The organism is Paracoccus sp. JM45 (genome assembly GCF_003590715.1).
In the GTDB taxonomy this organism is placed as follows: domain Bacteria; phylum Pseudomonadota; class Alphaproteobacteria; order Rhodobacterales; family Rhodobacteraceae; genus Paracoccus.
The window spans coordinates 195,909-213,729 of record NZ_QQVY01000003.1 but is presented as its reverse complement, the minus strand read 5'-3'; the positions used below and the strand labels follow the sequence as shown (position 1 = coordinate 213,729).

Genomic DNA, 17,821 nt, shown 5'->3' with positions numbered 1-17,821 from the left:
GCCATTTGCCTGATCTGGGCGTTTGTCGATGGCAATGCGGCATCCCAAGGCATCGGCAGCGCGATGCGCCTGATGACGCCCTTGCTGCTGGCCTGTCTGGCGGGACTTTATTCCGAACGCGCCGGCGTCTTCGACATCGGACTTGAGGGAAAGATGCTGATGGCGGCCTTTTCCGCCGCCTCGGTCGCTTATCTGACCGGCAGCGCGTGGTTGGGCCTGTTGGCGGGTATCGGCGGGTCGCTGGCCCTGTCGCTGGTCCATGGCCTTGCCTCGATCACCTTCCGCGGCAACCAGTTGATTGCCGGTGTGGCGATCAACTTCCTTGCCTCGGGGCTGACGGTGCTGGTGGGGCAGAACGCCTTCGGTCTGGGCGGGCGCACGCCTGCGCTGACGGGCGCGGGACGTTTTCAGCCCATCAACCTGCCGTTTGCGGAAACGCTGCGCGACGTGCCGGTGATCGGGCCGATCTATTCCGGGCTGATTTCGGGCAATACCATTCTGGTCTATGTGGCGCTGCTGATGGTGCCGGTGACGTGGTGGGTGCTGTTCCGCACCCGCTTTGGTCTGCGTCTGCGCGCCGTGGGGGAAAACCCTGCATCGGTCGATACGGCGGGTGTTTCGGTGACACGGCTGCGCTATGCCGCGGTGGCCATTTGCGGCATCCTGTGCGGCATTGCCGGTGCCTATCTGGCGACCGGCCTGTCGGCGGGCTTCGTCAAGGAAATGACTGCAGGTCGCGGCTTTATCGCCCTCGCGGCGCTGATCTTTGCCAAATGGCGCCCGTGGCAGGCGCTGTTCGCCACCTTCCTTTTCGGCCTGCTAGAGGCGATCGCCAACCTCTATCCGAACCTCGATCTGGGGATCATCACCATCCCGTCGATGTTCATGAACGCCCTGCCCTATATCCTGACCGTCATCATTCTGGCTGGCTTTGTGGGTCGCGCTGTCCCCCCCCGCGCCGGAGGAGAACCCTATGTCAAAGAGCGTTGAACTGGCCAATCTGATCCGCGAACGCGCCGGATCAGAGGCGCCCGAATTCGGTCTGATCCTTGGATCGGGGCTGGGACATCTGTCGGACACCGTAGACGGTGTTGCAATCCCCTATGACGACCTGCCCGGCTTTCCCCATGCAGGCGTATCGGGCCATGTCCCCAAGCTGGTCATAGGCCAGCTTGAGGGACGGCGCGTGGCCGTCTTTGGTGGCCGGTCGCATTACTATGAAGCAGGTCGCGCAGATGCCATGCGCCTGCCGCTTGAGGTGCTGCGCGATTTGGGCTGCGACAAACTGATCCTGACCAATGCCGCCGGTTCGTTGCGTTCCGACATCCAGCCCGGCGGGCTGATGCTGTTGAACGACCACATTGCTTTTGCGGGCACCAACCCGCTGATCGGCGAAAAGACCGATGCCCGCTTTGTTCCCCTGACCGAGGCGCATGATACCGTCATGCGTAGTGCCCTGTCCGCCGCTGCCAAGGCCGAAGGTGTCGAATTGAATGAAGGGGTCTACTGCTGGTTCTCGGGGCCCAGCTTTGAAACCCCTGCCGAAATTCGGGCAGCAAAGGTTCTGGGTGCCGATGCGGTCGGCATGTCCACCGTACCGGAAATCATTCTGGGACGTTTTCTGGGCATCCGCTGCGCCGCCATTTCGGTCATCACCAATATGGGCGCTGGCCTGTCGGACGAATCGATCAGTCACGACCATACAAAGGCCATGGCCCCCTTGGGCGCTGCCAAGCTGGAAAAGCTGTTACGACATTTCCTGCGCGACGCTGCCAACATTTAAGCAAAAACGCCGCCAAGAACCTTGGCGGCGTTTTTTACATACGGGCCAACGCTGCCTCGACCGCGCCTGCCGCGGCATCCAGATCGGACAGCCCTTGCAGCATAATTGTCCGGCCACAGCCATCATCGTGACGCGCCCGATGGCTGTTATAACGTGGGTCGTAATGGTCGCGCAGCAAGCCCTCGGACAGGCCTTGCCAGTCGCGTTCGAACAACATTCCGCGCCAGCTTTCGATGCGTTCTGCGGGATGCAGCGGCGCCATCAGGTCCAGAATACGTGACACACGGTCAGGGTCTTCGACCATATCCTCGTATGTCTTGGCGGTGAAGGCAGCGCGGGCCTGAACCGGAACCTGCAAATGCAGGCGCGGGGCGGTGCAGATCCCCTGCCACATGGCCTTGGGAACGGCGATCGAGCCGATACGGCTGCTTTCCGCCTCGACCAATACAGGGCGGGCGGGGTCCAACGCATCCAGCGCCACGGCCAGACGACCTTCGAACATCTTCTGGCTGGGTTGGCCACCCAGCATTGCGCCAAACAGGCTGCCGCGATGATTCGCCAGACCTTCAAGATCGATGACCTGATGCCCCAAAGCTGCCAGCCTGGAAAGGATCGCGGTTTTGGCGCTGCCGGTATTGCCGTCCAGCACGATGACAGGTGACAGGATCGGGCCGTTCTGGACCCGCTCGACCACCAACCGTCGCCACGATTTATAACCGCCTTGAATGCGGCTGACCCGCCAGCCGATCTGGCCCAGAATCTCGGCAAAGCTGCCAGAACGCTGTCCACCGCGCCAGCAATAGACCAAAGGACGCCAGCCACCCCGCTTGTCAGCCAACGCGCCCGAGATATGCCTGGCCGCATTCGCAGCCACCAAAGCAGCGCCGATTTTGCGGGCATCAAAGGGCGAGACCTGTTTATAGATTGTGCCGACACGTGCCCGTTCGGCATCATCCAGCACCGGCAGGTTGATGGCACCAGGCAGGTGGTCTTCGGCAAATTCCGCAGGGGCGCGGACATCGATAATGTCGTCGAACCCGTCAAAGCGCGGGTCCGACACGCCGTTCAATTCTACGGTCAAATCAGAAGACGTAGACGGGGGTACCGACGGGCACCTGATTGAAAAGGCTGATCACAGCTTCATTGCGCATCCGCAGACAACCGTTCGACACAGCCGATCCGATTGATCCGGGGTTGGTCGTGCCGTGGATACGGATCGCCGTGTCCTGACCGCGGTCGTTATACAGATACAGCGCACGGGCCCCCAAGGGGTTCTTGGGACCACCGGGCATGCCGTCTTCGTATTTCTTGTAAGCCTCGGGGTTGCGTTTGATCATATCCTGCGTTGGACGCCAGCTTGGCCATTCGACCTTGCGACCGATGGTGGCTTTGCCCTTCCAAACCAGTTCGGCCGAACCGACAGCAACGCCGTAACGGGTGGCGCGACCGGGGGCGGTAACGTGATACAGGAAGAAGTCCTTGCTGACGACAACGATGCTGCCAACCTCGAAATCGTCGCGGATCGCGACTTCGGTCGGCACATAGGGATCGGCAGCGGCAGGTGCTGCGGGCGCAGTTTGCGCCATCACAAGCGACGGCGCGGCGATCAGTGGCAGTGCCAGCGAGATCATCTGACGGCGGTTCATGGCGTTATTCCTCGTCCGGTGGTTTTTTTCTGGATACAGGGAAAACAGGTCCTGCCGCAACTGATACCCGTGTCATCAGTCGTGCATCCCTTGACCTGATGTCCCTTCCTTCACACATAACAGGCAAGGCGCACCGACGGTTCCTTGCCCGTTACGGGCACGACCCTCCGCCAGCGCGCGGTTTCCGACATGATGGTCGGACCATGAACTGAACGCCGAATTGGACATCCTATGACAAAAACTGCCGATCTTGATCTGTCTGTTCCGGACATCAATTGCGCGGCTTGTGCGGGCACGGTCGAACGCGCCCTGTCCGCATTGCCCGGCATCAGCAAGCTGTCGGTCAACCCTGCAACCAAGCGCGTTCATATGCGGGCCGAAGATACGCCTCTGCGCGACATCAGCGATGTCATGGAAAAGGCCGGCTATCCCGCACAACTGGCGACGACGCGGCTAGAAATCGACGGCATGCATTGCGCGTCCTGCCAAGGACGGATCGAGCGTGCCCTGACCGGAAACCCGCAGGTGGCCAGCGCACAGGTCAATCTTGCCACCCAGCAGGCACAAATCACCCATGCCCCTGCCCTTTCGGCGCAGGCACTAGCGCAAGTGGTCACTGATACGGGCTATCCTGCGACAGTCATCGAACCGAACGCCGCCCCGACCGCCCCAAAGAACGAGGCATCCGCCCTGCGCCGCCGCTTCCTGACCGCGTTGGTTCTGACCGTGCCCCTGTTCCTGACCGAGATGGGAGGCCATATAATTCCAGGCCTGCATGACCGTCTTTATGCCTTGGTGCCGATGCAGGTGGTCTGGATCGTGCAGATGCTGCTGGCACTGGTGGTTCTGGCCGGTCCGGGTCGCAAGTTCTTTACCACCGGCCTGTCCGCCCTGATGCGCGGCGCACCAGAGATGAACAGCCTTGTGGCTTTGGGATCGGGCGCGGCCTTTCTGTTCTCTGCCGTTGCAACCTTGGCGCCATCGCTGCTGCCCCCCGAATCCCGCCATGTCTATTTCGAGGCCGCTGCCGTGATCGTGACCCTGATCCTGATGGGGCGCTGGCTGGAAGCACGTGCCAAAGGTCAGGCCGGTGCCGCCATCCATAAGCTGATGGATCTGGCACCCGATACGGCAACCGTCCTGCGAAACGGCAAGGCGGTTAGAATTCCGACAGATAAGATTGTGACCGGCGACTTGTTGCTGCTTGCCGCTGGCGAACGCGTCGCATTGGACGGGGTCATTACAGAGGGATCTGGCCATATCGACGAATCGATGCTGACGGGAGAACCCGTCGCCGTCGTGAAATCCTCCGGTGACAGTGTCACGGGTGGCACTTTGAACGGTGCCTCGGCCCTGACCTATCGGGTGACGGCCACAGGCGCGGATACCGTTCTGTCGCGCATTGTCACGCTGGTCGAACAGGCACAGGCCGCACGTCTGCCTGTGCAGGCGCTGGTCGATAAGGTCACCCGCGTTTTTGTGCCGGTGATTATGGCGTTGTCGGTGCTGACTTTGATGCTGTGGCTGGCCTTCGGGCCGGGGCTTGCACAGGCCATTGTCGCAGCGGTTGCCGTGCTGATCATCGCCTGCCCCTGCGCCATGGGTCTGGCCGTGCCGGTCTCGATCATGGTTGGCACCGGACGCGGGGCGCAACTGGGCGTTCTTTTCCGTCAGGGCGACGCGCTGCAAAAACTGGCCAGCGCCAGAATCGTCGCCTTTGACAAGACCGGCACGCTGACCGAAGGCCGCCCCACGGTGACAGACATCCGGACCGCCGGGATCACCGAAGATCAGGCCCTGCGCCTGACCGCCGCCGCCGAGGTGCGGTCCGAACACCCCCTCGCCGCCGCCTTTCTGGCCCGCGCACAGAATATGGACCTGCCTGCAGCGCAGGATGTCACCGCCCAGGCAGGGCGCGGGATGACGGCACGGGTCGAAGGCCACAACCTGCTGATCGGCAACCTGAAAGCGCTTGAGGCTGCGGGGATTACGCCCGATGCGGGTCTGGTTGCCCATGCGACTGCCGCCGCCAATCAGGGGGCAACGCCTGTGCATCTGGTGATCGATGGCCGCCATAGCGCCAGCTTTGCCTTGGCAGACGCAGAACGCCCCGAGGCTGCTGACACCATTGCCGCCCTGCATGATATGGGCCTGAAAACCGCCATGCTGTCCGGCGATATGCCCGCAACCGCCAAAGCCGTCGGTACACGTCTTGGCATCGACCAGATCCAGGGTGGCCTAACCCCCGAGGACAAGCTGACCGTCATCGGACAGATGGGTGCAGATAACGTCTTTGTCGGTGACGGGATAAACGATGCCCCCGCATTGGCCGCCGCCGGAACCGGCATTGCAATCGGCACTGGCACCGATATTGCCATCCAGACCGCCGATGCGGTGTTGATGTCGGGCGATCCGCGCGGTGTTGTGCGCGCGATCACGCTGTCACGCGCAGTCATGCGGAACATCTACCAGAACCTTTTCTGGGCATTCGCCTATAATGTTGCGCTGGTTCCGGTTGCCATGGGGGTGCTGGTGCCTTTTGGTGGTCCACAGATGTCACCGATGCTGGGGGCCGGGGCAATGGCGTTTTCCTCGGTCTTTGTGGTCGGCAATGCCCTGAGACTAAGGAAAGCCGGATGAACCTGAACCGACGTCACCTGCTGGCCATGGGGGCGGCTTTGGCCACCACCGGGCCCGCCCGTGCCCAAAGCCTGCCCCGCCTGATGTGTTTCGGGGACAGCTTGATGGCAGGCTATGGGTTGCCATCCGCAAGGGGGCTGGTGCCGCAACTGGCGGATTACCTGCGGGATGCGGGTCAGAATACACAACTGATTAATGCAGGGATTTCGGGTGATACGACTTATGGCGGGCGGGTGCGAATCGGTTTGTCGATCGAACGCCATCAACCGGATGCGATTATCGTCGAATTGGGTGGCAATGACATGCTGCGGCAATTCGATCCCGTCAAATCGGGCAGGAATCTGGATGCGATCCTGACCACCGCAACGGAAGGCGGTCGCCCTGTCCTGCTGGTGGGCATCAATGCACCGGCAGGTGATGCCGACTGGCGACGCGCGTGGTCGCGGCTATGGCCGGCATTGGCCAATAAGCATCAGACATTGCTGTTGCAGGACCTCTATGCGCCGCTGGTCGAGGTAGCACCCGAAGATCGCGGGCCTTTGATGCAGCACGACGGCATCCATCCGTCTGATCTGGGGGTGCAGCGAATCGTCCAGCATCTGGGACCGGTGGCCGCCCAGCTGATGCAAAGGCTGGGCTGACCACCGGTTGCCTGTCAGTGATCGGCGTGTTCGTCAGCCGAGGTACCGCCATCTTCCGCACCGTGGCCGTCAGTGCGTTCGTTATCCAAGACTGCCGATACCGTTTCGGAACCACAATCACCAAAATCCAGCGTCAGATCGAAGGTGTCGCCATCTTTCAAAGGTCGCGTCAGTCCCAGCAGCATGACATGGTCAGAGCCGCGCTTCAGCATATGCGCCTCATGCGGGGGGATATCGATGCCGCCCTCGATCTTGCCCATCTTCATCACACCGTCTTCTTCGGTATGTGTGTGCAGCTCGACCCGCTCGGCCACGTCCGAGGATACGCCTTGCAGGGTGCACATGACATCGCGGTGGTTTTCCAACTGCATAAACACGGCGCCGGTCATCGGATTGGCGCTTCGGGCATAGATGTCGTTCACATGCATGCCGTCATGGGCAAAGGCAGCTAATGGTAACATGGTCGCAAAAGCAGTCAGGGTTATAGTCTTCATCGTCTTGATCCTTGATATCTGTCCTGAAATTCCGTGATCACGCGCCAAATACCGGAGGATCGCGCGCCCGCGTCATGGTCAGAACCGTCGGGACAGACAGTCGGAAGGCCGATGGCTGATACGTCGCGGCCATAGCTGATTGCTGGGGCGGAATCACGGCAGGCGCCGCAACGACAGCCAGCAGCGAAAGGGCCATATCGGGACAAAGATGTACCGTTGTCTGGCCCGTATCGGGCAGACGGGTCACGACAACACCGTGACCGGTACATAAAACCACCTCGGTTCCCAGCCGAACGGTGCCGCGGGCCGTGCCAAGGCCGATGCTGGTCAGCATCAGGACAAGGATCAGGGCAAGGCGGAGCGGTTTGAACATGCCCGCACGCTAGGGGATTGCGATCCAAACGTCAGCAGCCAATTTCTGCTGCCGCGTCACCGGGTCACAGACATGCAAAAGCCCCGCCAATGGCGGGGCTGTGCAGATCGGAACAGCTTGAAGCCTTCCCGGAAATCAGGCCGTCAGGACGGCTGCGTCAGCAGCATCATCCAGCTTCGAGATTTCGCGCTTGATCTTCAGCGCGCGATCCGAAAGCTCGGTGTCTTTTGCTTTTGCCAGGAACGCGTCCAGGCCGCCACGGTGATCGACCGAACGCAGCGCTGCTGCCGAAATGCGCAGCGAATAACCGCGGCCCATTTTTTCCGACATCAGGGTCAGCTGGTTCAGGTTCGGCAGGAACCGGCGACGGGTACGGTTTTTGGCATGGCTGACGTTATTACCGCTCATCGGGCCTTTGCCGGTCAGTTCGCAGACGCGCGACATGGTGTTTTCCTTTGTCTCAACTACGCGGGCGTTCCCGGCAAGGGGTCCGTCCCAATGTGAAAGGACGCCGCAAGGCAGCGCCCGAAATTCGTTTTGGGGTGATTACAGCGAGGGGCCGACTGCGTCAACCCTTGCTGGACAGATTCCCCGTGAAATCACGGTATCCACCTTCCAGCGCGATCAGTTTTTCCTTGCGCCACAGACCGCCCGCATATCCGGTCAATGTGCCGTCGGACCCGATCACCCGATGGCAGGGTACGACCAGCGCCAATCGGTTCGCACCATTCGCCCCCGCCACCGCGCGGACCGCATTGGGCTGTCCGATGGCTGTGGCCAGTTGACGGTAACTGCGGGTCTGCCCTGCAGGTATGTTGCGCAATTCCTGCCAGACACGTTGCTGGAATGCTGTGCCTGCCAGCAAGACCGGAATGTCTAACTGTCCATTTTCACCTGCAAAAAACGCGGTCAATGCGGCCTCGGTCAGGTCGGTAACCGGCGTGCGGCCCAGACCGATGCGGCCACCTGCCAACAGGGACAGCTTTCGCAGACCGGCAGGCAGCGCCTTGCGGTCTACAAACTCTAACAGGTGCAAGGCCGCGCTGTCGGCAATGACAATCATGCCCCCCAGCGGCGTCTGGATCCAGTCGGCCCGCAAGTCGGCATCCGATGCCATTTGATGGGGCGGATGACCGAACAATTGCGCGAAGGCCCGTCGAAACCCCGAGGCCGAATCAAACCCCGAATCCAGTTGTGCGTCGATCATCCGACCTCCCTTGTTCAATCTGGTGATTCCCTGACGCAGCCGTGCCGCCCGCGCCATCTGCAAAAAGCTTTGCCCGAAGTGATGCCGGAACAACCGCCGCACAGTGGACGGGTCATGCCCCCGCGCCGCTATGCCGTTTTCCGACCAGCGATGGTCGGGATTGTCGGACAATGCATCCATCAGATCGCGGATCACCGGATGTGCATCGGCCTGTGCACCCTGCGGCTTGCATCGCAGACAGGGGCGAAAACCGGCCTGACGGGCCGCGGCGGCGCTGTCAAACCACTGGCAATTGCGGGCCAGCGGCTTGCGGGCCGGACAGGTCAGCCGACAATAGATCCCGGTCGAGGTCACGCCAACCAGCGCCACCCCTTCATAGGCAGGATCACGCGCCAGCAGCGCCGCGTAAAGATGATCATGATCAGGCAAATCGCGCATCGGCTGTCCTTTCGCCCCTGATCATAAGTGATTCGCCGCGCGCATGGGGCGCGAAATCGGGCAGCTATTCGCGATGATCATCCAGCCAGTCCAGAATGTCCTGCGCGGCGCGGGCCGGTGGCAGATCCCCCTGCGCCACCTTTTGGCCCAAAGTATCGACGCGGGCCTTGACGTTCGGGCGGTCCAGCTTGGCCAGCAAACCGCCGCGCAATTCGGACCAGAACCACTGACGGGCCTGTTCGGCGCGGTTGCGATCAAGATGGCCATGGTCGCGTCGCCAGCCGGCCAGATGCAGCATTTGTGACCATGCTGCGTCCAGACCCGCCCCCGTCGTGGCCGAAACCGGCAGCGCCTTGGGAAAACCTTCGGGGTCCTGCGGGCGCTTTCGCAGTAACCGCAAGGCACCGGCATAATCAGCGACGGTTCGTGTGGCGGGCGACAGCAGATCACCATCCGCTTTGTTTACCAGTATCAGATCGGCCATTTCCATAATGCCGCGCTTGACGCCCTGCAATTCATCCCCCCCCGCCGGGGCCAGCAACAGGATGAACAGGTCCGACATATCGGCAACCAGCGTTTCGGATTGCCCCACTCCGACCGTTTCGATGATGACAATGTCATAGCCCGCAGCCTCGCACAGGCGGATGGCTTCGCGTGTGCGGCGCGCCACCCCGCCCAGATGCGTGTTCGAGGGCGAGGGCCGGATAAACGCGCGCGGGTTGCGGGCAAGGGTTTCCATCCGCGTTTTATCGCCAAGGATCGACCCGCCCGAACGGGTCGAGGACGGATCGACCGCCAGAACTGCGACGTTCAGACCCTGTTCGGTCAATTTGGTCCCGAACGCCTCGATAAAGGTGGATTTCCCGACACCGGGCGTGCCGGACAACCCGATCCGCAGGGCCTGCCGGTCGGGCAAACCTGCAATTAGGTCCTGTGCCATCTGCCGATGATCGGCACGAGTTGATTCGACCAAGGTAATCGCCCGTGATAAGGCACGACGGTCACCTGTGATCAGCGGTGTCAGAAGGTCTTGCATCACCTTACCCCAAGGCCCGGAAATCATTCCCGCCAGAGTGGACCACCCGGGCATAGGCGACAATCCCCACTGCGCCTTGTCATACTAGTCGACAAGAGGTAAAATTCTCTCCTTCGAAAGCCCGAGGGAACCGGCAATGTCCAGACTGTCCCGGCGCACTGTCTTTGCGATACTTGCCGCGCTGGCTTTGCCACGCAGTGGCGCAGCGGCGCAATTTAACCCCGACTGGAACGCAACACCATTGCGGCTGATGATGATAACCGAACCCGCTTGCCTGTTCTGCCGTGCGTGGCGCGCCGAAATCGGGCCCGGATTTGCGGCATCACCCATAGGTCGTGCCGCCCCGTTGTTCGAGGTTGATCTGAACGGTCCCTATCCCGATGGCCTTGCACTTGCACGCAGACCACGGCTGACACCAAGTTTTATCCTGCTGCACAAGGGTACCGAAGTCGGGCGCATCGAAGGCTATGTCGGGCAGCAACATTTTTATCCGGCACTGGAACAGATGATGTCGCAGGCAGGCTTTGATTCGACCGGCAAGGAAATTCAACGATGACACAGACAAATCATGTGATCACCCTCCGCCATCAGGTAGAAGGCGAACCGACGCCCCGGAAACCCAACGACGTTCAGGATATGATGCAGCGGGTCAATCAGGCCAGCGGACTGATGAAGGCCCTGGCGCATGAGGGACGGTTGATGATTCTGTGCCATCTGTCGGCGGGGGAAAAGACGGTTGGCGAATTGGAACGCCTGCTGGGACAACGACAGGCTGCGGTCAGCCAACAACTGGCACGACTGCGGACCGAAGGGCTGGTGCAGTCGCGTCGTGTCGGCAAGGCGCGGCTTTATTCGGTATCGGACCCCCGCGCAGCCGAGGTTGTGGCCCTGATGTACCGGCTGTTCTGCGCGGATTAGCTGGCCGCCTGACACCACAAGTGACAGATATTTATGCCCCCAAGCGGGCAGCAGGCTTTTGTCGGCGCGCGGCTTGGGCTAGTCAGTCCTTCATTCAATTTCCGCGAAGGTGGCCGACATGCATGACATCCGTGCGATCCGAGAAAACCCCGAAGCATTCGAAGCGGCGCTGAACAAGCGCGGTCTGGAAGGGCTGACCTCGCAGATCCTCTCGCTGGACAGCGAAAGACGCGCGCGCATTCTGGCCGCTGAAACCGCGCAGGCCGAACAGAACAAAGCCAGCAAGGAAGTCGGCGCGGCAAAAGCCAAGGGCGACGAGGATGAATTCCAGCGCCTGCGCGGTCTTGTGGCCGAAAAGAAAGCCGCCATCGCCCAGATGCAGTCCGAGGCGGACGATCTGGACACCCAACTGCGCGACCTGCTGCTGGGCATCCCGAACCTGCCCTTGGACAGCGTGCCCGTGGGCCGCGACGAAGATGACAATGTCGAATTGCACCGCTGGGGCACCCCGCGCACGCTGGACTTCAAACCGGTCGAGCATTTCGAAATTGCAGGCGTCGTCCCCGGCATGGATTTCAAGACCGGTGCCAAACTGTCCGGCAGCCGTTTTGTCGTGCTGAAAGGTGCCATTGCGCGTCTGCACCGCGCCTTGGCCCAATTCATGCTGGACCTGCATGTCACCAAGCACGGGTTGGAAGAAACATGGACGCCGGTTCTGGTTCTGGAAGACATGATGCTGGGCACCGGCCAGCTGCCGAAATTCGGCGAGGACAGCTATAAGACCCGCGAAGGGTATTGGCTGATCCCGACATCGGAAGTCACGCTGACTAATACCGTCAACGGCGATTTGATGGATCAATCCACCCTGCCCCGCCGCATGGTGGCCCACAGCCAATGCTTCCGCTCCGAGGCGGGTAGTGCAGGTCGCGATACCACCGGCATGTTGCGCCAGCACCAGTTCGAAAAGGTCGAGATGGTGTCGATCACCGATGCCCAAAACGGTCTGGACGAACACGCCCGCATGACCCGCTGCGCCGAATCCGTCCTAGAGGCGCTGGAACTGCCCTATCGCACCATGATTCTGTGCACCGGTGATATGGGTGCGGGTGCGCGCGTGACGCATGACCTTGAAGTCTGGCTGCCCGGTCAAAACCGCTATCGCGAGATTTCCAGCGTCAGCTATTGCGGCGATTATCAAGGCCGCCGCATGAACGCGCGCTATCGCCCGGACGGTGGTGGCAAGACCGAATTTGTCCATACGCTGAACGGTTCGGGTCTGGCTGTCGGCCGCACGCTGATTGCCGTGCTGGAAAACGGCCAGCAGGCAGATGGTTCGGTTACATTCCCCGCAGCACTGCATCCTTATCTGGCAGGTGCCACGACACTGACTGCTGACGGGCAGTTGATATAATAAAGACAAGGCCGCGCTTTCTGCGCGGCCTTCGCGAAACTGCCGACACGTGGCGCGCGTTGGACTGGATGAATAGAACAGGCCCCATAATCCAGCTTCTGACATCCATCGTTCTTATTATTTCAGGAACCATGTTTGCAACGCGCGCAGTGCAGATGCCATTGCTGACCTTGCGGGCCCCGCGCCTGTCAGGGCCCATCCTGCCGCCGCCCCTTCAGATCGATCTGGATGCGGCAACAAAAATCCCGCAGATGTATCTGGACCCGCTTAACCTGCTGATGTGGGGGCTGTTGATTGCCCTTTGGGCCATGCTTTTGCTGGATGGAATCGGGCAGATCATCGATCCCAGCGAAACCTCGGTGGCGCGTCAGGTCCACGGTGCGGTCTGGCCGTTTTTCAGTGCGGCCATACTGACGGGTGCCATCTGGCCATGGCTGCTGGATTCCGCCCCCGAGGTGATGTTGCTGGGCAGTGCTGCCACCGCCGGTCTGGCCATTGCTGCAGCGCGACGATCGGCAGGGCGCAAACGCCCCGCCATCAGCTTTTTTGCGGGTTGGGCGACAGCAGTGCTGTCGGCCGGTCTGGCAGGTTTCGGATCAGCCCGTTTCGGCCTGCCGGTGCAGGCGTTATCGGCTTTGGCCATTCTGCCCGGTGCCGCCATCGGTATGGCCGCCCAGATGTGGATCGGACCCAGCATCGGATATTGCAGCGCGATGATCTGGGCCTTTTGCGCGTTCACTATCACCACCATGGGCAGCGATCCGGTGGTTGCTGTGGCCGCAGTCATGGGCATATCCGCGATGGCCGCCGTATTAGTCCGCGCTGCGACCTGAACGTAAAAAAGGGGCCCGCAACGGACCCCCTTTTTTTCAGCTGTCTTTCGGCTTTTGCCGGTTCTTGTGTTTGGACAAGGCGCCGGATTGGCTCATCTTTGCGTTCTGGGCTTTCGCCTTGAAGGGGTTATCGCCCCCCTGATCGCGGAAGAAGATCCGGATCGGCGTTCCCGGCATATCGAAATCAACCCGCAGACCATTGACTAGATAGCGCTGATAGCTGGTCGGAATCTTGTCGGTATGGGTCGCCTTGACAACGAATGCAGGCGGACGTGTTTTGACCTGCGTCATATAGCGCAAACGGATGCGACGGCCACCCGGCGCGGGGGGCGGATGGCTTTCGGTCATTGCACCCAGCCATTGGTTCAGACGCGCGGTCGAAACGCGACGGTTCCAGACCTCATGCGCCTTGACCACGGCGTTGTGCAAACGATCAAATCCCTTCCCCGTGCGGGCCGAGACTGTGACAAGCGGCGCACCACGCAGCTGCGGCAGCAGCTTTTCGAAATTGGCGCGCAATTCGTTCAGCTTATGGGGTTTGTCTTCTTCAAGGTCCCATTTATTCGCAGCAATAACAACAGCACGACCTTCGGTTTCGGCAAAATCCGCGATCCGCAGATCCTGCTGTTCAAAGGGGATATCGACGTCCAGCAGAACAACCACAACCTCGGCAAAGCGGACGGCACGCAGGCCGTCGGCAACCGACAGCTTTTCGACCTTATCCGTCACCTTGGCACGCTTGCGCATGCCTGCGGTGTCGAAAATCCGCATCGGTGTGTCCATGAACGTCGTGGTCACACTGATCGAATCGCGAGTAATGCCAGCCTCGGGGCCGGTCAGCAGGCGGTCTTCGCCGATGATCTTATTGATCAGCGTAGACTTACCAGCATTCGGACGTCCGATCACGGCCAGCTGCAAGGGACGGCTTTCCGAAGGACGCCATTCCTCTTCGCCTTCGCCGCTTTCGGCATCTTCATCCGACAGGGCAATATCGACCACAGCCTCGATCGGCGCGGGACGTTCCGCGTCGATCCGGTCGGCCAGCGGCATCAGGACACGGTACAGATCGTCCATGCCTTCGCCGTGTTCGGCTGAAATCATCAGCGGTTCGCCAAGGCCCAAAGCATAGGCCTCCATTGCGCCGGCTTCACCGGCCTTGCCTTCGGATTTATTGGCCGCGACGATGACATGCTTGGCACGACGGCGCAGGATTTCGGCGAAATATTCATCCGCTGCTGTGACGCCAACGCGGGCATCGACCACGAACAGACAGATATCAGCCTCATCCACGGCACGTTCCGTCAGGCGGCGCATACGGCCCTGAAGGCTGTCATCTTCGGCGATTTCAAGACCGGCGCTGTCGATGACGATGAACCGCAGGTCGCCTAGACGGCCCGCGCCTTCGCGCAGGTCGCGGGTGACGCCTGGTTGATCGTCAACCAGCGCCAGCTTTTTGCCGACAAGACGGTTGAACAGAGTGGATTTGCCCACATTGGGCCTGCCGACGATGGCGAGTGTAAATGTCATTTCAACGCATGCAACTGGCCGTTGCGTGCAACGACGTAAAGGGTTTGACCGGCAACGACGGGGGCAGAGGCAGCGCCTCCGGGGATTTCACCCTGACCGACCAACGCACCGGACGCGGGATCGAAGGCACGCAACATGCCATCACTGGAGGCAACATACAACCGCCCACCTGCAAGGACAGGTCCGTAATGTGCATAGATCTTTTGCTGCTTCTTGGCCCGGTCATCGGTGTAATAGGGCATCGTCTTGCGCCAGATCACTGCGCCGGTGGCAGCATCCAGACGCACAAGTTCGGCCTGATCATTGACTGCAAAGACGGAACCGCCGGCCACAATAACCGGACTGTTGGCACCTTCGGCTGTGGTCCAGTCCTGCAAGCCGCTGGCCATATCAACAGCCTCGATCCGCCCCGAGGACGTACCGGCATAGACGCGGCTGCCCGAAATAACCGGATCGCCGGTGATATCGCGGATCACGGCAATACTGCGGCCATTGCGCGTGCCGCCGATCTGGGTGGCCCAATTGTTCAGGCCGGTGTTGCGATCAACCGCCAGCATCTGTCCCGAGGAGAAGGGGAAGATCACCGTATTGCCCTGCACCGCAGGCACAGCAACGCCCATAACCCCCGATCCGGAGGCCGTGCCCGATGTCTGCCACAGCACCTTGCCATCGCTGGCCCGCACAGCCCAGCCGACCGAATTTCGTGCCGCAACGTAAACAACACCGTTCTGCACCGCAGGACCGCCACTGATTGCGGCATCCACGCGCTGGCGCCACTGGATGGCACCGGTTCCGGCATCAAGCGCGACCAGTTCACCAAAGCCGGTGGTCACGAAAATCTGGCCACCTTCATAGGCAAGACCACCACCCGATGCGCTGTCGGGATTTTCCTGCACAGGGGTAACATCCGTGCTCCAGGCGCGACCGCCGTTCAGGGCGGTGGCGGTCACGGTGGCGCGGCTGTCCAGCGTAAAGACGCGACCTGCGGCAACAACGGGATCCGCGGTGATACGGTGGCCGCGGTTGTCGCCTTCGCCGATGGTGGCCGACCAGATGCGGTTCGTCCCCGCCCCCAATTGCACATGACCCGGCGCATGGGCGACATTGCCACCACGATGCGTCCATTCGCCATTCGTCACAGGGGCCGCAAGCGACAGCGCCGTGCTGGAGACACCCGCAGGTCCCTGAACCGCCGGTCCATCCGGAGAGATCACGGCCAGCGGATCAAGCCGTTCGCCCGGCAAGATGTCGTCTTTGCCGCAGGCGGCCAGTCCAAGTCCTGCGGCAATCGCCAAGGTCAGTCGCAGCGTGGCGGTCATCCTCGCCTCTCCCCTCGTCCAGTCGTGTTTCCGGCCCCTCAGTTGGGGGCGGTCATCGCATCAATCTGTTCAGGCTCGACGCCCAAGGCAATCATCATCTCGGACAGGCGGCGACGCAAGCTTTCGCTTAGGCCGTCTTTCTGCTGGATCTGACGGATCAGGGTAATGGCATCCTCGGACCGGCCTGCCCCCACAAGGGCGACGGCCTTTTGTTCCAATGCCAGCAGTTCGAAAGGTGCCCCCGGACGCGAGATGCGCGTCAGTGTGGCGTCACGTTCGGCAGGGTCCATGTCCTGCCCTTCCAGCATCACCAGCTTTAGCTGGGCCAGATCACGCAGGGTCGTTCCGGCAGCGTCATCAGCCGCCACATCACGCAAGGCGGCGGCGGCGTTGTCTTCGTTGCCGGCAGCAATCCATTCATTCGCAGACAACAGGCCCGACAAGGCCTTGCGACCCTCGGAACCTGCAGGGTCGATGGCCTGAATGGCTGCGGGGTCCTGCGCCTCGACCGCGGCCAGAACAGCATCGCCCCAGTTTTCTGCGGCAGCGCGGTCACGCGACTGGCTGTATTCACGCCATGCGGCACCGCCGACAATCAGCAGGATTGCAAGAATACCGATCCAGCCATAGCGGCGGAAACTGCCGTAAAGCTTGTCCCGGCGCAATTCGTCGGTGACTTCGTCGATGAAGCTGTCGTTCTGGTTGGCCATGCCCGCCTTCGTCCGATTGGTTCTGCCGTTTCAACGGTCTTATACCGCCAATGTGGGAAAAGCCAATGCCGCCGCGCACCCCTGTCGATCACGCCTTCGCGGCTGCATGAAAAAAGGCCCGCCGATGATGCGGCGGGCCTTTCTGTGATAAAGATCAACGGATCACATGCGCGATGCAACGTTTTCCCAGTTCACCAGATTGTCCAAGAAGTTTTCCAGATATTTCGGGCGGACATTGCGGAAGTCGATGTAATAGGAGTGTTCCCAGACATCGCAGCCCAACAGCGCGGTCTGCCCAAAGCACAACGGGTTCACGCCGTTTTCGGTCTTGGTGACTTCCAGTTTGCCATCTGCATTTTTGACCAGCCACACCCAGCCCGAACCGAACTGGCCAACACCTGCGTCGGTGAATTTCTTCTTGAACGCATCGACCGAACCGAAGCTGTCAACGATTGCCGTTTCCAGTTCTGCGGGCATCGGACCGGGATTCGGACCCATCATTTCCCAGAACTGGGCGTGGTTCCAATGCTGGCTGGCATTGTTGAAGATGCCGTTCTGCGCCACAGCGTCCTTGTTATAGGTGCCCGTGACGATGTCTTCCAGCGACTTGCCTTCCCACTCGGTGCCGGCGACCAGCTCGTTCAGCTTGGTAACATAGGCGTTGTGGTGCTTGTCGTGGTGGTATTCCAGCGTTTCCTTGGACATGCCAGCGGCAGCAAGGGCGTCGTGCGAATAGGGAAGTTCGGGAAGGGTAAAGGCCATTTTGCGGTCCTTTCAAAAGGTTTAGGTCTTCGATCGCGGCGCAAGGTCGCGCATTCACATCACCAACGCAAGGGTTCTTGGGC

Annotated in this window: 19 protein-coding genes; 8 read left to right on the top strand and 11 right to left on the bottom strand. The window is 61.0% G+C overall.

Annotation, left to right across the window (positions count from 1 at the left end):
• Positions 1-63 precede the first annotated feature (63 nt).
• Positions 64-990: an ABC transporter permease gene (locus DWB67_RS06675; protein ID WP_119806914.1), complete on the top strand. Its 927-nt coding sequence runs from the start codon at positions 64-66 to the stop codon at positions 988-990.
• A complete protein-coding gene (locus tag DWB67_RS06670; protein WP_119806747.1) occupies positions 974-1,783 on the top strand; it encodes a purine-nucleoside phosphorylase in 810 nt (269 codons plus the stop codon). The genes DWB67_RS06675 and DWB67_RS06670 overlap by 17 nt, the downstream gene beginning before the upstream one ends.
• A 34-nt stretch (positions 1,784-1,817) precedes the next feature.
• Here DWB67_RS06670 and mnmH read toward each other — a convergent pair whose 3' ends face one another.
• Both mnmH and DWB67_RS06660 read right to left on the bottom strand, forming a co-directional pair.
• Positions 1,818-2,864, bottom strand: coding sequence for a tRNA 2-selenouridine(34) synthase MnmH (gene mnmH, locus DWB67_RS06665; RefSeq protein WP_119806746.1), 1,047 nt, complete (start codon positions 2,862-2,864; stop codon positions 1,818-1,820).
• Between the two features lies 1 nt (position 2,865).
• A complete protein-coding gene (locus DWB67_RS06660; RefSeq protein ID WP_119806745.1) occupies positions 2,866-3,429 on the bottom strand; it encodes a L,D-transpeptidase in 564 nt (187 codons plus the stop codon).
• A gap of 231 nt (positions 3,430-3,660) precedes the next feature.
• On the opposite strand from DWB67_RS06660, the gene DWB67_RS06655 reads away from it, so the two are divergent.
• Positions 3,661-6,069: a heavy metal translocating P-type ATPase gene (locus DWB67_RS06655; protein WP_119806744.1), complete on the top strand. Its 2,409-nt coding sequence runs from the start codon at positions 3,661-3,663 to the stop codon at positions 6,067-6,069.
• Entirely contained in the window at positions 6,066-6,710 is a 645-nt protein-coding gene (locus DWB67_RS06650; protein WP_255418579.1) for an arylesterase, read from the top strand. The genes DWB67_RS06655 and DWB67_RS06650 overlap by 4 nt, the downstream gene beginning before the upstream one ends.
• Positions 6,711-6,724: 14 nt before the next feature.
• Here the strand turns inward: DWB67_RS06650 and DWB67_RS06645 are convergent, their stop codons facing one another.
• From DWB67_RS06645 to meaB, 5 genes are all read right to left on the bottom strand, one after another.
• Positions 6,725-7,204, bottom strand: a complete 480-nt coding sequence (locus DWB67_RS06645) for a copper chaperone PCu(A)C (protein ID WP_119806743.1) — start codon at positions 7,202-7,204, stop codon at positions 6,725-6,727.
• Between the two features lie 37 nt (positions 7,205-7,241).
• Positions 7,242-7,577: a hypothetical protein gene (locus DWB67_RS06640; protein ID WP_119806742.1), complete on the bottom strand. Its 336-nt coding sequence runs from the start codon at positions 7,575-7,577 to the stop codon at positions 7,242-7,244.
• Positions 7,578-7,712: 135 nt separating this feature from the next.
• The gene (gene rpmB, locus DWB67_RS06635; RefSeq protein WP_119806741.1) at positions 7,713-8,021 is read right to left on the bottom strand and encodes a 50S ribosomal protein L28; all 309 of its coding nucleotides are present in this window, start codon (positions 8,019-8,021) and stop codon (positions 7,713-7,715) included.
• A 124-nt stretch (positions 8,022-8,145) separates the two neighbouring features.
• A complete protein-coding gene (locus tag DWB67_RS06630) occupies positions 8,146-9,222 on the bottom strand; it encodes a bifunctional transcriptional activator/DNA repair enzyme AdaA (protein ID WP_119806740.1) in 1,077 nt (358 codons plus the stop codon).
• Between the two features lie 64 nt (positions 9,223-9,286).
• Positions 9,287-10,258 carry a methylmalonyl Co-A mutase-associated GTPase MeaB gene (gene meaB, locus DWB67_RS06625; protein WP_119806739.1) on the bottom strand — a complete coding sequence of 324 codons (972 nt, stop codon included), beginning with the start codon at positions 10,256-10,258 and terminating at the stop codon, positions 9,287-9,289.
• A 136-nt stretch (positions 10,259-10,394) separates the two neighbouring features.
• Between meaB and DWB67_RS06620 the strand changes: the two genes are divergently transcribed.
• The 4 genes from DWB67_RS06620 (at position 10,395) to DWB67_RS06605 (ending at position 13,420) form a co-directional block, all read left to right on the top strand.
• Positions 10,395-10,814: a SoxS protein gene (locus tag DWB67_RS06620; RefSeq protein ID WP_255418578.1), complete on the top strand. Its 420-nt coding sequence runs from the start codon at positions 10,395-10,397 to the stop codon at positions 10,812-10,814.
• Positions 10,811-11,176 (top strand): helix-turn-helix transcriptional regulator, encoded by a 366-nt coding sequence (locus DWB67_RS06615; protein WP_119806738.1) that lies wholly within the window; start codon positions 10,811-10,813, stop codon positions 11,174-11,176. Before DWB67_RS06620 ends, DWB67_RS06615 begins: the two co-directional genes overlap by 4 nt.
• A gap of 118 nt (positions 11,177-11,294) precedes the next feature.
• A complete protein-coding gene (serS, locus tag DWB67_RS06610) occupies positions 11,295-12,587 on the top strand; it encodes a serine--tRNA ligase (protein WP_119806737.1) in 1,293 nt (430 codons plus the stop codon).
• A gap of 155 nt (positions 12,588-12,742) precedes the next feature.
• On the top strand, positions 12,743-13,420 hold the full coding sequence (locus DWB67_RS06605; protein ID WP_182911511.1) for a hypothetical protein: 678 nt from the start codon (positions 12,743-12,745) through the stop codon (positions 13,418-13,420).
• A 36-nt stretch (positions 13,421-13,456) separates the two neighbouring features.
• On the opposite strand, the gene der is transcribed toward DWB67_RS06605, so the two are convergent.
• The 4 genes from der to DWB67_RS06585 form a co-directional block, all read right to left on the bottom strand.
• Entirely contained in the window at positions 13,457-14,947 is a 1,491-nt protein-coding gene (gene der, locus DWB67_RS06600) for a ribosome biogenesis GTPase Der (RefSeq protein WP_119806735.1), read from the bottom strand.
• Positions 14,944-16,266 (bottom strand): PQQ-like beta-propeller repeat protein, encoded by a 1,323-nt coding sequence (locus DWB67_RS06595; RefSeq protein WP_119806734.1) that lies wholly within the window; start codon positions 16,264-16,266, stop codon positions 14,944-14,946. Before DWB67_RS06595 ends, der begins: the two co-directional genes overlap by 4 nt.
• A gap of 38 nt (positions 16,267-16,304) precedes the next feature.
• A complete protein-coding gene (locus DWB67_RS06590) occupies positions 16,305-16,976 on the bottom strand; it encodes a tetratricopeptide repeat protein (protein ID WP_119806733.1) in 672 nt (223 codons plus the stop codon).
• Between the two features lie 162 nt (positions 16,977-17,138).
• Complete coding sequence (locus DWB67_RS06585; protein WP_119806732.1) at positions 17,139-17,738, bottom strand: superoxide dismutase; 600 nt, start codon at positions 17,736-17,738, stop codon at positions 17,139-17,141.
• Positions 17,739-17,821 lie beyond the last annotated feature (83 nt).

Coding starts and splice junctions, on each gene's coding strand:
- DWB67_RS06675 (WP_119806914.1), top strand. CDS start 64: ATGCGCCTGATGACGCCCTTGCTGCTGGCCTGTCTGGCGGGACTTTAT.
- DWB67_RS06670 (WP_119806747.1), top strand. CDS start 974: ATGTCAAAGAGCGTTGAACTGGCCAATCTGATCCGCGAACGCGCCGGA.
- DWB67_RS06660 (WP_119806745.1), bottom strand. CDS start 3,429: ATGAACCGCCGTCAGATGATCTCGCTGGCACTGCCACTGATCGCCGCG.
- DWB67_RS06655 (WP_119806744.1), top strand. CDS start 3,661: ATGACAAAAACTGCCGATCTTGATCTGTCTGTTCCGGACATCAATTGC.
- DWB67_RS06650 (WP_255418579.1), top strand. CDS start 6,066: ATGAACCTGAACCGACGTCACCTGCTGGCCATGGGGGCGGCTTTGGCC.
- DWB67_RS06645 (WP_119806743.1), bottom strand. CDS start 7,204: ATGAAGACTATAACCCTGACTGCTTTTGCGACCATGTTACCATTAGCT.
- DWB67_RS06640 (WP_119806742.1), bottom strand. CDS start 7,577: ATGTTCAAACCGCTCCGCCTTGCCCTGATCCTTGTCCTGATGCTGACC.
- rpmB (WP_119806741.1), bottom strand. CDS start 8,021: ATGTCGCGCGTCTGCGAACTGACCGGCAAAGGCCCGATGAGCGGTAAT.
- DWB67_RS06630 (WP_119806740.1), bottom strand. CDS start 9,222: ATGCGCGATTTGCCTGATCATGATCATCTTTACGCGGCGCTGCTGGCG.
- meaB (WP_119806739.1), bottom strand. CDS start 10,258: ATGCAAGACCTTCTGACACCGCTGATCACAGGTGACCGTCGTGCCTTA.
- DWB67_RS06620 (WP_255418578.1), top strand. CDS start 10,395: ATGTCCAGACTGTCCCGGCGCACTGTCTTTGCGATACTTGCCGCGCTG.
- DWB67_RS06615 (WP_119806738.1), top strand. CDS start 10,811: ATGACACAGACAAATCATGTGATCACCCTCCGCCATCAGGTAGAAGGC.
- serS (WP_119806737.1), top strand. CDS start 11,295: ATGCATGACATCCGTGCGATCCGAGAAAACCCCGAAGCATTCGAAGCG.
- DWB67_RS06605 (WP_182911511.1), top strand. CDS start 12,743: ATGCCATTGCTGACCTTGCGGGCCCCGCGCCTGTCAGGGCCCATCCTG.
- der (WP_119806735.1), bottom strand. CDS start 14,947: ATGACATTTACACTCGCCATCGTCGGCAGGCCCAATGTGGGCAAATCC.
- DWB67_RS06595 (WP_119806734.1), bottom strand. CDS start 16,266: ATGACCGCCACGCTGCGACTGACCTTGGCGATTGCCGCAGGACTTGGA.
- DWB67_RS06590 (WP_119806733.1), bottom strand. CDS start 16,976: ATGGCCAACCAGAACGACAGCTTCATCGACGAAGTCACCGACGAATTG.
- DWB67_RS06585 (WP_119806732.1), bottom strand. CDS start 17,738: ATGGCCTTTACCCTTCCCGAACTTCCCTATTCGCACGACGCCCTTGCT.